The organism is Bradyrhizobium sp. UFLA05-153 (assembly GCF_054185185.1).
Genome location: NZ_JBBIAM010000184.1, coordinates 1 through 13118 on the forward strand (window position 1 = coordinate 1; position 13118 = coordinate 13118).

At 57.8% G+C, this 13118-nt stretch carries 10 protein-coding genes and 2 pseudogenes; 4 read left to right on the top strand and 8 right to left on the bottom strand.

All coding sequences use genetic code 11. The features are described 5' to 3' along the window. Positions 1 to 44 precede the first annotated feature (44 nt). The 3 genes and pseudogenes from Q2941_RS47835 to Q2941_RS47845 all read right to left on the bottom strand — a co-directional run bounded on the left by Q2941_RS47835 (position 45) and on the right by Q2941_RS47845 (position 3075). Positions 45 to 1433: pseudogene (locus Q2941_RS47835) on the bottom strand (FAD-dependent oxidoreductase). 17 nt (positions 1434 to 1450) lie between these two features. Then, positions 1451 to 2326, bottom strand: coding sequence for an isocitrate lyase/PEP mutase family protein (locus tag Q2941_RS47840; protein ID WP_458196989.1), 876 nt, complete (start codon positions 2324 to 2326; stop codon positions 1451 to 1453). Between the two features lie 17 nt (positions 2327 to 2343). After that, positions 2344 to 3075 (bottom strand): HpcH/HpaI aldolase family protein, encoded by a 732-nt coding sequence (locus Q2941_RS47845; RefSeq protein ID WP_458196990.1) that lies wholly within the window; start codon positions 3073 to 3075, stop codon positions 2344 to 2346. A gap of 642 nt (positions 3076 to 3717) precedes the next feature. Between Q2941_RS47845 and Q2941_RS47850 the strand changes: the two are divergent. From Q2941_RS47850 to Q2941_RS47860, 3 genes and pseudogenes are all read left to right on the top strand, one after another. After that, positions 3718 to 3915, top strand: a pseudogene (locus Q2941_RS47850) (cold-shock protein). A 94-nt stretch (positions 3916 to 4009) separates the two neighbouring features. Continuing rightward, complete coding sequence (rpsU, locus tag Q2941_RS47855) at positions 4010 to 4333, top strand: 30S ribosomal protein S21 (protein WP_458196991.1); 324 nt, start codon at positions 4010 to 4012, stop codon at positions 4331 to 4333. Further along, the gene (locus tag Q2941_RS47860) at positions 4330 to 4539 is read left to right on the top strand and encodes a dodecin (protein WP_458196992.1); all 210 of its coding nucleotides are present in this window, start codon (positions 4330 to 4332) and stop codon (positions 4537 to 4539) included. The genes rpsU and Q2941_RS47860 overlap by 4 nt, the downstream gene beginning before the upstream one ends. A gap of 188 nt (positions 4540 to 4727) precedes the next feature. Here Q2941_RS47860 and groL read toward each other — a convergent pair whose 3' ends face one another. From groL to Q2941_RS47880, 4 genes are all read right to left on the bottom strand, one after another. Further along, positions 4728 to 6359, bottom strand: a complete 1632-nt coding sequence (gene groL / locus Q2941_RS47865) for a chaperonin GroEL (protein ID WP_458196993.1) — start codon at positions 6357 to 6359, stop codon at positions 4728 to 4730. Between the two features lie 975 nt (positions 6360 to 7334). After that, entirely contained in the window at positions 7335 to 8141 is an 807-nt protein-coding gene (locus Q2941_RS47870; RefSeq protein ID WP_458196994.1) for a transglutaminase-like domain-containing protein, read from the bottom strand. A 144-nt stretch (positions 8142 to 8285) separates the two neighbouring features. Then, positions 8286 to 9167 carry a transglutaminase family protein gene (locus tag Q2941_RS47875; RefSeq protein ID WP_458196995.1) on the bottom strand — a complete coding sequence of 294 codons (882 nt, stop codon included), beginning with the start codon at positions 9165 to 9167 and terminating at the stop codon, positions 8286 to 8288. 493 nt (positions 9168 to 9660) lie between these two features. Then, positions 9661 to 9795 carry a hypothetical protein gene (locus Q2941_RS47880; RefSeq protein ID WP_458196996.1) on the bottom strand — a complete coding sequence of 45 codons (135 nt, stop codon included), beginning with the start codon at positions 9793 to 9795 and terminating at the stop codon, positions 9661 to 9663. 408 nt (positions 9796 to 10203) lie between these two features. Between Q2941_RS47880 and Q2941_RS47885 the strand changes: the two genes are divergently transcribed. After that, the gene (locus Q2941_RS47885; RefSeq protein WP_458196997.1) at positions 10204 to 10728 is read left to right on the top strand and encodes a Cache 3/Cache 2 fusion domain-containing protein; all 525 of its coding nucleotides are present in this window, start codon (positions 10204 to 10206) and stop codon (positions 10726 to 10728) included. Positions 10729 to 11170: 442 nt separating this feature from the next. Here Q2941_RS47885 and ltrA read toward each other — a convergent pair whose 3' ends face one another. Next, complete coding sequence (ltrA, locus tag Q2941_RS47890) at positions 11171 to 12502, bottom strand: group II intron reverse transcriptase/maturase (RefSeq protein ID WP_458196998.1); 1332 nt, start codon at positions 12500 to 12502, stop codon at positions 11171 to 11173. Positions 12503 to 13118 lie beyond the last annotated feature (616 nt).

Sequence of the window (13118 nt, forward strand, 5' to 3'; positions counted from 1 at the left end):
AACAGCCCGATCATCGCGCCAGCTTAGGCGATTCCAACGCGGTATCACACTCGGATGAGGTTTTCGGTACACACAGGCCAGTTTGTATCCGTTCGGGCAATCGAGAAGACTTCGCGGTGCAATTCTGTATCGAAAACATTGTGCCCACGCGCGAAACGGGTATCAACGCCGCTTAACGCCTCGGTTTCAAAGAGCTCGATCTCGCGAGAGAGAGCATCTGCAAAATTGTCAGCCAGACGAATATCCCCGATCCTACTCCTGAGGTTCTCTAGCCTTCCCTGGATCTTTATCGCCAGATCAGCGATCGTGGCAGCTTCGATAATGTAACCGGCCGTCTCTCTCGGATGGGGGAGTGCATAGTTTCCAGCGAACACATCCCGGGCCCGGCGATCGTAAATCATGAAGAGGAGCCGATTTGTAAATTCCGACTCCACCGCATCCCATTGGTAGTGCGCCAATGACACCTCGTGACCAGCACGCTTCTCGTTGACGACGCGATGTCCCTTCTTGTTGACAACCATGCAGCTGTCGCCCGGAGACTGCCAGTAGTGACGCGGAACGCCGGAGGGTTGAAGGACGTGGCTCGGAGCAATTCCCTCCTCGAGCGCCTGTTCTAGAACAATCTGGGAGCGCCAACCATGAGCCATCTTACCCAAGGCCGCCCCGACCTTCGCACTAATTCTGATGAAGTCTCCTCGATTCGTCGGAGTAGCGGTTCCTGCGAATGGAGCAGCCTGGTGGAAGGAGCGCAGAAGCTCGTGATCGTGCACGAAACCTCCGCTCGCGAAAACAACACCTTACCTGGCTAAGATGCGCACTTCTGCGGACGGCGTGCGTGCAACCACACCATCGACTCGACCCGTCCGATCGCGCTGCAGTTCCACGACTCGGTGACTAAGAAGCAACGGTACGCCTTGTCGATCAAGGTAGCTCCGGAATTGTTCGACAATATCCTCGCCGAATCCACGTTGGCCGTCGGGCCTCATGACGACCATGACCCTCCCTCGTGAGCGCTTGTTCAGCAGAGAGTGATCGATCATGTCCGTTCTATTGGCGTGCTTGGTTACCAAAGCGCCCAACTTCTGCAGTGTCTCGAAGACATGCCCGCCCTTTTCGTAGAGGGCCGCCAAAACCGTATAGCAACGCCGACCAACACCGAGATATGCGTCCTCAGCGACGTACTCGCTGGGAAATGCTGTGGAGGCCATGAAACGCAGAGCGTCATCTCGCGGATCGTCCAACCCCTTGGCTCTTAGGAAATGATTGTTCGGCACCCAGAAAGCGCCATCCGACCAACCTGTCGTGCCTCCCGGCACATCCCCGGCTTCCAGAATGGCAACAGAGCTTCCCGACAACGAGGCAAACACCGCCGAGACCAAACCAGCGGCGCCGGAACCGACTACAATCACGTCGACGGCTTTAGCAACATTCATGTTTTCAGTTCCAGCTCTTACGTCAGCCCATATCGACGAGCGCGTTCAGCGAAAGATCCGTAGTCGAGCATCGATTCGATGTCAGGAATCACGGATCTGAGATTAGGGATCGCGTCGGCATCCTGGCGCTCCGCGAAGTCGCTCAGAGCTCTGCGCACCCCCGAAAACGCCGCGTACAGTGCAAGACCGTAATAGAGCACCATTTTGGCGCCGGCTTCGCGCTCCGCCGCCAGAGAGACCCCAGGCTTGTCGGTGATCACGATCGGAACTGAGACGCGCTCACGAATGTGTTGCACCTGCTCGGGCGAAACACGAGTCGGCATCACGAGATCGGCTCCGGCGTCAGCATAAGCCTTAAGGCGATCCACAACCTCCGTCATGCTACCGGATATCCATAGGGCATCTGTCCTGGCTATGATGAGGAAGTTCGGATCGGCGCGCGCTTCGACCGCCGCGCGGATACGCGCCGCAGCCTCCACCAAGGGCGTCATCCGCGGAGCGACGGGGGCGTGTTTGCCGAACTCATGGTCTTCTATGTGGATTGCGCAGACACCGATTGCCTCGAATGATTCCACCGTCTTCCAAATATTTGCCGAATTGAACCACCCTGCCTCCGCATCGCATACGACTGGCACGTTCACCGCGCGAACGATGGTCGATGCGTGCGATATCATTTCCTCCAAGGTCACCAATCCTACGTCCGGCGAAGCAAGTCGGGCTGCCGACGTTGCATAGCTTCCCAGATAGACGGCTTCGAACCCCTCGTTCTCCACCAGCTTCGCACTCAGCGCATCGTAGGCGCCGGGGGCGACGATCGTACCCGGCTTGGCGAGCCGCTCCTTAAAATCGCGACGTCTGCCATTTGCATCGCGACAGCGCCCTATTTGATCCATAGCGTTTACCTCTCCGCTTATCGAGCGTCGCCGACGGCCGGCAAGCGCTCCCGGAGCGAGTTCATAAGGATTCGGCGATCCGTGCCCGCGACAACAATCTTGGAGTCCATTGACCTGATCAGATCTGACTTTTGGGGCGAAGCGTTCGAACCGAACATGGTCCATACGACGTCGACGCCATTTGATCTGGCGTGTGTTGCTATGCCACGGCACGCCTCAGTGACCGCCTCATGTGCAGTTCGCCCGGGAAGCCCCAAGGCGTGCGCGAGATCGAACGGCCCAAGCATAATCGCATCGACTCCGGGCACTGCCGCGATCTCACCTGCCGACTTCAGAGCTTCGACGGACTCCAACAGAAGCCACACTGTTGTATCCGCGTTGCTGGCGACCGAAAATTGTTGCCAATCCGCGACTTGATGCCAGGTCGCTCTCGTTCCGGGACATGCACCACGTGATCCGTCGTTTGACCCATCCAGATACTTAGCGGCTGATACGGCCGCTCGCGCTTCAGCGGCACTCTTGATGTTAGGCACGATGACGCCCATCGCGCCGGCATCAAGCACTCTCATGATGAAGCTCAGAGCATGATCAGGGACTCTGACGATCGGCGTTGTACCGGCCGCCTCGGCTGCCCTTATCAGCGGAACAAGACCGTCGAATCCAAACGAGCCGTGCTCACAGTCGAGATAGACGAAGTCGTAACCAGCAGATGCAGCCATCTCCACGACCTCGGGAGAGTTGGTCTGCACGCCGATCCCCCACGCAGATCTACCCTCCGCGAGTGCTAACTTGATACGATTAGCTCTCCTAAGTTGGCCGTTACGGGTCACCTTTAGCACCTCTCCCTATCATCCCGAGAACCAGGTCTTACTTGCGTGAAGTCACGTGGTATCAAGCTGCAATTCTGAACTTGTCTAGGTCGTCGCCAACCAGGTCCCGCCCGGAGCGAACTGAACGATCTGTTCGACCTGCCTCGTAACCATGACGACTGGGTACGGCACCGAGAACATCCCCGACCGCTTCCAGCATGTGCGGCGATGGGAGAAGCCTTACGATCTTGAGAAAGTCACGACTGACGTTGCCGAGTTGTGTAGTCATGCGCCGCGCCGCGGCCGCGTAGTGACATCAAGGCATCGATCGGTGACACCCCGCCTCGCAAAAAGGGAGTGCCTCATGCCCGACGCGCAACTTACGAACAAGCTGTCGCCTCGCGAGACGCTGCGGCCTTCTTGTCCGATGTGCGAAGCCAAGATGGATGTTCTGCGGGTTGTAGCGGGAAGACCGGGCTTCGAGCGCCGGACTTTGAAGTGCACCAGATGCCGAGCGATGTACGAGGCGCAAGCTCCCGCAGACCCGCTCAATTCCGAAACTATACGCTGGCTTCACAGTGGATTGACGCCGCCTCGGTGAAGTGGTTCAACGGGTTCGGCTTCATCGCGCCGGATGATGGCGGCCAAGACGTTTTCGTACATAATCGGCGCAGTCGAGTGCGCTTGCCTCTCGGGCTTGGCTGAGGGGCAGAAGATTTCTTACAGATCCAAGTCGCCAGGAAGCGCGGCAAGAGCAGCGCGGCAAACCTGCGGGTCTGATCACGTCGCTCAGGATCGATCTCCAGCAGAAATTCCCAAATCGAATGGGCTGCGCCTCTTCAAGAGGATGCAGTGAATATAGGAGTTCTGACGAATGCAAGTCTTGGTTCGCGACAATAATGTCGAGCAGGCGCTTCGATTTCTGAAAAAGAAATTGCAACGCGAAGGCGTGTTCAGAGAAATGAAGCGGGCGAGGTTTTATGAGAAGCCCTCGGAAAAAGCGGCACGCGAAAAGTCCGAAGCCATTCGCCGTGCTCGCAAGCTGGCGCGGAAACAGGCTATCCGAGAAGGATTGATTGCCGCCCCCGTCAAGAAACCCAATGATCGGCGCCCGACCCGCACACTTCCCAGCGTGGCGCCTGCGAGCCCCAAACAACCACCTGGCTCACCAGCGGAGGTTCTCCAGCAACCGAAATGAAGAATCACGTTTATAAGATTCTAGAACTCGTAGGATCTTCCGAAAAAAGTATCGAAGATGCTATTCAAAATGCCATCACCCGCGCATCAAAGACCATTCGCGAGATGAAATGGTTCGAAGTCGTGCAAACGAGAGGCCATATCGAAAATGGGTCTGTCCGACATTACCAGGTCACTTTGCGAGTTGGATTCACACTAGAGCAGTAGTGTTCGATCGCGGAAAGCGGAAGTGAGTCTGAGATCGTTAAACTGGCGCGAATGACCTTGATCCCTGGAGAGCGGTCATCTCCGTGCAGCTATCGTCGCCGAGTTGGACGTGTAGCTAAGCTAATGCAGAAAGGCCCGGCATCACTGCCAGGCCCTTTCTTTCTTTTGAGCTTGCTGAACGGTTGGACTTAGAAGTCCATGCCGCCACCGCCCGGAGGCATGCCGCCGCCTGCGTTCTTCTTCGGAACTTCGGCCACCATGGCTTCGGTGGTAATCAAGAGAGCCGCGACCGAGGCCGCGTTCTGGATCGCCACGCGAACCACCTTGGTCGGGTCGATGATGCCCTTGGAGACGAGGTTGCCGTACTCGCCGATCTGGGAGTCGAAGCCGTAGGAGTACTGATCTTTCTCGAGGATCTTGCCGACGATCACCGAGCCGTCCTCGCCCGCATTGATCGCGATCTGGCGGGTCGGCGCGGATAGCGCCTTGCGCACGATGTCGACGCCGGTCTTCTGGTCGTCGTTCTTGGTGCGCAGCCCCTTGAGATGCTCGGAGGCACGCAGCAGCGCAACGCCGCCGCCCGGCACGATGCCTTCTTCCACCGCCGCACGGGTCGCATGCATCGCGTCATCCACGCGATCCTTACGCTCCCTCACCTCGACTTCAGTCGCGCCACCGACGCGGATCACCGCGACGCCGCCCGCGAGCTTGGCCAGACGCTCCTGCAGCTTCTCGCGGTCGTAGTCCGAGGTGGTCTCCTCGATCTGCGCTTTGATCTGATTGACCCGCGCCTCGATGTCGGCCTTCTTGCCGGCGCCGTTGACGATCGTGGTGTTTTCCTTGTCAATCATCACCTTCTTGGCGCGACCGAGCATGTTGAGCGTGACGTTCTCGAGCTTGATGCCGAGGTCTTCCGAGATCGCCTGGCCACCGGTCAGGATCGCGATGTCCTGCAGCATGGCCTTGCGGCGATCGCCGAAGCCCGGCGCCTTGACGGCCGCGACCTTCAACCCGCCGCGCAGGCGGTTGACGACCAGGGTCGCAAGCGCTTCGCCTTCGACGTCTTCCGCGATGATTACCAGCGGCTTGCCGGTCTGCACCACGGCTTCGAGCAGCGGCAGCAGTTCGTTCAAGGAGGAGAGCTTCTTCTCGTTGATCAGGAAGTAGGCATCGTCGAACTCAACACGCATCTTGTCGGCGTTGGTGACGAAGTAGGGTGAGTTATAGCCGCGGTCGAACTGCATGCCCTCGACGACCTCCAGCTCGGTCTCGAGCGACTTGGCTTCCTCAGCCGTGATGACGCCCTCGTTGCCGACCTTCTTCATGGCGTCGGCAATGAACTTGCCGATTTCCGCATCGCCGTTGGCCGAGATGGTACCGACCTGGGCGATCTCCTCGTTCGAGGTGACCTTCTTGGAGTTCTTTACGAGGTCGGCGACCACGGCGTCCACAGCCAGATCGATGCCGCGCTTCAGGTCCATCGGGTTCATGCCGGCGGCAACCGACTTGGCGCCCTCCCGCACGATGGCCGCGGCCAGCACAGTCGCGGTGGTGGTGCCGTCGCCGGCCGCATCGGCCGCCTTAGAGGCCACTTCGCGCACCATCTGAGCGCCCATGTTCTCGAACTTGTCCTCAAGCTCGATTTCCTTGGCGACGGTGACGCCGTCCTTGGTGATGCGAGGCGCGCCGAAGGATTTATCGAGCACGACGTTGCGGCCCTTGGGGCCGAGCGTCACCTTGACGGCGTTGTTGAGAATGTCGACGCCGCGCAGCATCCTGTCGCGGGCATCAACGCCGAATTTAACTTCTTTGGCTGACATAATGATCTCCGTTTTCAACTGGTCACATCCCAAAGACCGCCCGACTGCGCGACTTCTTGAGGGACGAGAGTCGGCTGCGGGCCTCATCCTTCGAGAACGCCGGCTACGCCGACTCCTCAAGATAAGGAGAACTGGCTAGCCGCTTACGCGGCCTTCTTTTTGCGACGGTGTCGATTTGCATCAGCTCCACTTGAGTGCGCGTGAGTAGCGGACTTGTGAACATTTCGGAGGCCCTGCGAGTGCATGCCAAACGGCAAGCTGGATTGGAATCAGTCGGGGCGCAAGTCCAGCTTGGTGCGCAGGTAGGAAAGCGCGGCTCCCCTGATCAGCGCCGGACGGACGCTGCAATTTCGCTCAACATCCGATGAGCCATCGCCCTTTGTGGATATCGAACTTCACCAAGCCTTCGTCTCGCATTTTCAATAGGAGAGATTGGCAAGCTTCCTCATTCACGACGTTGGCGCGTTTCATGATTTCGTAGACTTTGAGTGGGCTTTTCGCGGAGCGCGCTCAGGATATTTTCTCGATCATTCAGCACGACTAGACTCCCACTGTCACCGAGCGCGCTAAATCACTGAGAATACGAAAGCTGATCTTCCGTAACGACTCGCTCGATATTCTCCGACTTGCTCTTGATGCGGTATCTAAGACGTCCATCTGCCTCGATGGGCATAAGTTGAACGATGGTGTACATCATTGGTGGATCAGTCGCGGCACGTCCTTGCGGCCCTTGGGGCTGGTGGCAAACGTCTTCATTCAGCTTATAGGCATATGACATGTGTCTACCTTTAAAGTTTACGGCCGCTACGCTGTGATGCAGTGCACCCTATTGCCCTCCAGCACAGGCTGGTCGCTCTATCTGCTCCGGTTCACCGCAGAGACTTTCAGAAACTAGTAAGGCACCTTCGTCAGTGCGGACATGCTCTCTGGCGATTCATAATCCAAAATGGACGAGGTTGCCACAACCCCGACCATTTACACGAGCTCATCGGTCCAAACTTTAAAGCTGACAAGTGTGTTTGGCCCGAACGTCTGGGTAATTGGAACGTCTGCGGCATCACGACCTTGGGCGATCAGCACGCGGCCGATCCGCGGCATGTTATTGCGCGCGTCGAAGGTGTACCAGCGGCCGCCGATGTAGGCCTCGAACCAGCCGGCAAAATCCCCGGCGGCGTACGGCGGCGGCATGCCGATGTCACCGAGATAGCCGGTGCAATATCGCGCTGGAATGTTCATGCAGCGGCAGAACGAGATGGCAAGGTGCGCGTAGTCGCGGCAGACGCCTTTGCGCTCGTTGAACACTTCCCACGCCGTCATGGTCGCGCGCGCGTGCTCGTAACCGAACGCGATGTGGTTGTGAACGAAATCGCAAATCGCCTGGACTCGCGCCCAACCTGGCGTTGTCTGCTCAAACAGCTTCCATGCAACATCGGAAAGCCGATCAGTCTCGCAGTAGCGACTGCCAAGAAGATACACGATCGTCTCTGCTGGCAAGTCCTCGACCGCGTGTTGCGAAGCCGAGGGCACAATGACGTCCGGCTGACCAGTGTCGCGAACGATACCATCAGCCGCCAGGCGCATTTGACCGGTTGGAGCAACGATACGGCTGCACCAATTGCCGAAGCCATCGCGGTATGGGGAGATCAAAACTGAGGGGTCGGTGGTCAGATAATCGGGCACGATCACATCTGATGCCCGGCTAAAATGAGTGCCTAAGACCATGATCATGGGGGTGGGCTGCGGAAAGTCATAGATCATCTCATAGCCGACCCGGATTCTCACTCAGCGTCCTCCAAAGTCGATTAGATCGGCTCCATTGCTTCGATCTCGTGTATGCTAACACACTTGTGAGCGCAAATACGCGCAAATCCCGACGCGCTGGCGGTGTTTGGGTTCCTGCCATTTCGTTGAGCAATACCTACTAATCTAAAAAGCCGACGCTGTTTTGACGTTGACTTCCACATTCATCCCAAGCTCATCCTCGCGATCCCCCCAATACGTGCCGAACAAGGGGATGGCCTGGCTCGGGACCCTGGCCACCGCAACGCGGATCAGATCTCGGTTTCCGACGATCCCATTGGTCGGATCGAACTCGACCCAGCCGGAACCGGGGACGTAAATCTGGCACCAGGCATGGGTGGCTCCCCCTCCCAGCCAGGTCGGTCCGTCGCGATCCGGCACGTAGATGTAGCCGGTGATGAAGCGCGCGGCAAAACCCAAAGTGCGTGCGGCTTCAATCATCAGAACGGCAAAGTCCCGACAGGTGCCTTTCCTGAGTTCAAGTGTTGTAGAAGGACTTTGAGTTCCCGGCGCCGTGCGGCGGTCATACGCGAATCCATCCGAGATTGCTTCGTTGAGCGTCATCAAGACCTGGCCCGTCGGGCGTCTCGTTCCGCGCGTGAGAAACGTGTTCAGCCATCGGCCGATATGATCTTCCGGGTCGGAGAACCATCTTTGAACATACGGTGCCAGGTCAGACGCTTCATCCTCATGATACGCGAATGGATGGTCTTTCGCGTAGTCTTCAATTCTAAAGTCCGGGGCGTTCTCCGGAGTGTGATCGAGCTTGATGATACACTCGAATCGCAAGTGATCGCTCAGACAGTCAAAATCGACGTGCGCAACGCAGTTCCCGAAGACATCGTGAAGCCATCTCACCTCTGAGGGCTTGGGCGTTACATCGAGCGAAAAATTGATCAGTCGTTGATCAAAACTGTCCCTCGGGCGTGCCATCAATTGATGCCGGCCGAGCCTTATCGCGCGCTTGTACAGATATGTTGTAATATGCCGGACGATGAAGATCGTCATGATGTCGTTGCAGGTGCTCGTTGACGAAGGATTAAGGGGTCATAATTGGCTCGGATCACGGAACGGTCGTATTCCAAACAAGGAAGACCGACGGGAATAGTATCTGAACTTGCTAAGAATTTGCGAAATCTTCGGAGATCGTGGCGCAAGCGATGCCATTTAAGGCAGGCCCGCATTTCTGGAAATACTCGATAACCGGACATGGCCCAAACGACGTTGTGGAGATCACACGTCGAGCTAGGGCGATAGAACATGCGAACGAAAGCTCGATGAGATCTCAATCGCGCTAGCGCCTTTCAAAAATATCGACTCAAAGCGGACATTGATGCCGGGGTGGCTCGAAACGGTCTTTCGTACCTATCGCACTTCTTTTTTTGGCGTCCACGAAGCGGAGCGGTGTATTTGTACAATGAGGATCGCGCAGCATTCACCACCCGCTGGTTTCGGACCGATCAGATGGGTTTTGGCAGCGCGTCAGATTACGCGAGCAGTTCTATTTCTTTTTGCCGGAAGCGAGGGTCGGCTGCCATGCTGCGGCCTTTTGGCTTGGCGCAGCGGCAATTACCTTGATCTTCTCTTTTTTAGGTTTCTTGGCTTCCCGATTGCTTCTTTGCTGGCCTTTGGCCATGTCGATCTCCTTGGGTTTGATGACGACGCAAATAATGTATCACCCGGCTCAGACAGGCGAGATGCGTCGAGATCGTATCTGGCCCTGAGCCTTGTGATCAGATCAAGCGTGCAGGTGCGATAGAAGTTATCTCCCTCTGAAACCGGTCGGCTAATGCTCGCGGTCCATCCATAGGCATCGTCAAATACGAACAGTGTCATTCCGGCAGGCCACGGACCGTGAAGGGCCTTCGATTGTTTGACGATCATGTCCTGAAGCTCATACGCCGTCTTGAAGGGCCTTGAGTTCATTGCCGGCGTCGTACCTTCGAGCTGATCGGCCCGACGCTTCGGCCCCGTTGATTTGCATCAAAATTGCCCTTCGCAGACTGTGATATTCGCAACGTCTCTCATAGAGGAGCCCACTCACATGAATCGCAAGAGCTTTCTTGTTGGTCTCCTGGCCGCTGGTTGCTTCGTCGCAACGTCCACGCTCATGACGAGTCCCGGGAACGCGCAAACGGACCCAAAAGTCGCGAAGGCCATGGCGATATTGAAGGAAGAGACGGCGAAATTGGGCGCGCCCAAGGCCGAGGGAACCGATAAGACAGCCGACAAGACGACCCCGGGCTTGTATTTTGGCTCAACCAAGGTGAACAACGACTTCACGATTGTCGACAAGGTCAAGGCTGAGGCCGGCGGCACGGCTACGCTTTTCGTAAAGTCTGGTGATGATTATGTCCGCGTATCCACCAACGTGCCGGGCAGCGTACAGGGCCGGGCGCTTGGGACCATCCTGGACCCTAAGGGAAAAGCGATAGTGAATGTCAACAAAGGTGAGGCTTTCTACGGCGAAGTCGACATCCTCGGCAAACCGTACGTGACCGGTTATGACCCGATCAAGGACGCATCGGGCAAGGTAATCGGCATCTGGTACGTCGGCTACGAAAAATAGGAATCGAATTCTCGACCCGCGTCGGCACGCTGGCCTTCATCGACTTCGGCGGCGCGCCGACGACTTAATCGACAAGATTTTTGCGGGGGCGAAGCCTGCCGATCTTCCGGTCGAGCAGCCGACCAAGTTCGACCTCCTGGTTAACCTGATCGTGGCGAAGGCGCTCGGCCTCGACGTGCCGCCGCTTTTGCCCGCGCCGACGAGGTGATCGAATGAGAGACCGACTTCCGAAATTGGCCCCAAGCGGCGGTTGATGGATGTCTGCTATTCCGCCGCTATCGGGTAGAGTCGAGATGTGGCGCGGTGGCGGTAGGCTGAACATATCTGTTGGCCGCCTCTTTCGTCTGGCGGTGCCTTAGTAGTTCACCCTTGGCTCCGTTTCCACATCCCGCTCATCGAACCGGACAGGCAGATTTCCCGCATCCGGCTCTCGGACAAGACTTCAAGCCTTCACCCACGGCACGTCGCGACCAAGCGCAGTTAGGCGTACGAGCCCGAAGTGCCCGTAGAGGTGCGAGAGTGGATAAGTCCCGCCCTTGCGTCGCCTGACCTTGTGCTTGGAACGCAACCACCGGCGCAACCGCACCGCGGTGTAGTTGTCGATCGCTCGGTACGCCTTGTTGACGGTGCCTACACTGAAGTAGTTCGCCCATCCGCGCAACGTGCGGTTCAACTTACCCACCAGCTCTGTAGTTTCTTGCCATGTCCCCGTTCGGCCCGTCAGCGCATGAATGGTTTGCACCATGCGCTTGATGCTCTTCTTCGATGGCCGGTATCCCAGGCGCGCCTGGCCGGTTCTCGCTGAGTACATCCGCCCGAACGAGTAGCCCAAGAAGTCAAACTCCTCTTCCGGGACCTTGCAGATTCGTGTCTTCTCCTCATTGACCGTAAGCTTCAGCTTTCCCATGATTTCGCGCAGTCGCGACAAGGCCTCTTCAGCTTTGCCTCGCCTACACAAGATTACGAGGTCGTCGGCATAGGTCACGATGCGAGAGCCGAGGCTTTGCTCCAGCCCGAGCATCTTCCATCCCAACACAAACCGGCGCATGTAGATGTTCGCCAGCAGTGGTGAGATCGGTGAGCCTTGCGGGATGCCTCTCCGCTTGTCCCGTGCCTCGGTCGTCCGTGTCTTCCTTCCTCGATCGTCGGTTTCTTCCACGGGGCATTCCAGCCACATCTTGATCAGATGCAGCACGCGCCGATCAACAATCCGGCGCGCTACCGACTTGAGAAGGTCGGCATGCGGAATGCTCCCGAAGTAGTCCGCGAGGTCGGCGTCAACGACTTCCGGGTGGCCGCGAAACAGCTGCGCTTCCACCTCGACCACCGCCTGCTGGGCATTTCGCCCGGGACGGTAGGCATACTGCTCCGGTGGAAGATCGGCCTCAAAGATCGGTTCCAGCACCAGCATCGCTGCCGTCATGCAGACCCGATCCCGCACGGTCGAGATGCCCAATGGCCTGAGTTTGCCATTGGCCTTCGGTATGTACACTCTTCTGATCGGATCCGGTCGATACGTCTCCTGCCTGAGCGCAAGCGCCAGTTCGCCAAGCCACCGCTGCACCCCGCACGCTTCGATGTCCGCGAAGTCCTGACCGTCCACGCCCGGTGCGCCCCTGTTGGAGCGGCATTGAGCATAGGCATGGGCCAAGATGTCTTCCCGGCTGATCTTGTCGTACAGGGCATAGAAGCGGTAACCGGCTTCTGCCTTCGCTTTCGCGTGCAACGCCGTCTGCAGTTTCTGAACACTCTTCGGAGTTGATAGGTTGCCCAATCCCCAGGTCCCTCACTACGTCTTGCGTTCGTCTTGAACTGAGGTCCCTTCCCTCCACCGGCGTTACCCGGCTTCACCGGTACTACGAACCCCTCCGCATCCCCACGGCGCCCGGCCTGTCCCTCGCGGGCCTCCGGTTTGTCATCCCTGACCACGTCGTGGGGCCTCCCGTGTTGCGTACGCTTTCCTTGTGTACATGCTGTCGCCACTACCCCGGCACAGCGACTGGAGATATGCTTCGCTCACTTCGCCCCAGTCGTGTCAGCCTTCCCTGATATCCCTGTCAGGTCGGCCCATGCATCGTCCTTTTCGAGGCTTGCTCGGCGTTCATTCGCATTACGGCCTGCACACTCGCGCGGTCACCGTATATCGTGACACGCTATCCGAAGGCTTCAGCCACTTCGTCACCTCCATAGCTGCTCCGGTTGCTTCCGGCTGGAGCGGTTGCCGGGTGGGGTTTGCACCCACTGGAAAGCGCCGCCTTGTCACGGCGCACGGGATAAGCAGACGTCCAGCCAACCGGCCGAAAACGACGCGACTGACCCAACTGTATGGTCCGGCCGTGCGGTGCAAGAGGTTTCATCGACCTGGTTATGCGGTCTTGCATTACTGTATC